Raw genomic sequence first — 667 nt, 5'->3', positions numbered from 1 at the left:
GTGACCGGTCAAGGCAAAATCTTAGGTAAGTTTGTCATTCTTTCTGTAGAGGAAAAACAAAGCGTTTTTCATCATAACGGCACCCCCAAAAAACAAGAATTTACGATAAAATTGAGAGAATATGGTGAAGACCTATGAGTGACCTTTATATAACCAAAGATGGCGATATGGTTGATGCCATTTGCTGGAAATACTATGCCAAAGGTCAGCAAGCGCTTGCTGTTGAACGCGTCTATGCAGCTAATTTTGGGCTTGCAGACTATGGACCCATCTTAAAAGCAGGCATCACGATACTCTTACCAACCCTCCCCTATCCGAAAGCCACACCAGTAATCAGAATTTGGGGTAGCAAATCATGAAACCTTTTTGCATGGTTCTGGCAAATGGAGAGGACATCACAAGAATGCTGATGGACTATGTTTTATCAATTGAAATTACCGATGAAGCAGAAAACAAAAGTGATCGTATCACTATAGAGATTGATGACCGCGCCCGGGACAGTGATAACGGCTTTCTTGATATTCCTCTCATCGGAACAATCATTTCTGTCACACTTGGCTATGAAGGGGGCAAAAACCGCGATATGGGAGCCTATCTGATAGACGAAATCTCTGTAAGCAGCCCACCACAAAGCTTAAGCGTGACAGGGCGCGCCGCATCAATGAAC

2 protein-coding genes and 1 pseudogene are annotated in these 667 nt (G+C 43.5%); all 3 read left to right on the top strand.

The annotated features are described in order from the left end of the window. The coding region (locus ACFIJZ_RS10220; RefSeq protein ID WP_375632043.1) for a phage tail protein at nt 1–138 on the top strand (138 nt) is incomplete at its 5' end. Continuing rightward, nucleotides 135–359: a tail protein X gene (locus ACFIJZ_RS10215; RefSeq protein WP_375632042.1), complete on the top strand. Its 225-nt coding sequence runs from the start codon at nt 135–137 to the stop codon at nt 357–359. The genes ACFIJZ_RS10220 and ACFIJZ_RS10215, both read left to right, overlap by 4 nt. Further along, nucleotides 356–667 (top strand): annotated as a pseudogene (locus ACFIJZ_RS10210) (late control protein); the annotation flags it as partial. The gene ACFIJZ_RS10215 and the pseudogene ACFIJZ_RS10210, both read left to right, overlap by 4 nt.

Origin of the sequence: Bartonella sp. CL70QHWL, assembly GCF_042194855.1 — a bacterium.
GTDB lineage: Bacteria > Pseudomonadota > Alphaproteobacteria > Rhizobiales > Rhizobiaceae > Bartonella.
The sequence above is the reverse complement of the archived record's forward strand: the minus strand, read 5'-3'. Positions and strand labels throughout refer to the sequence as shown.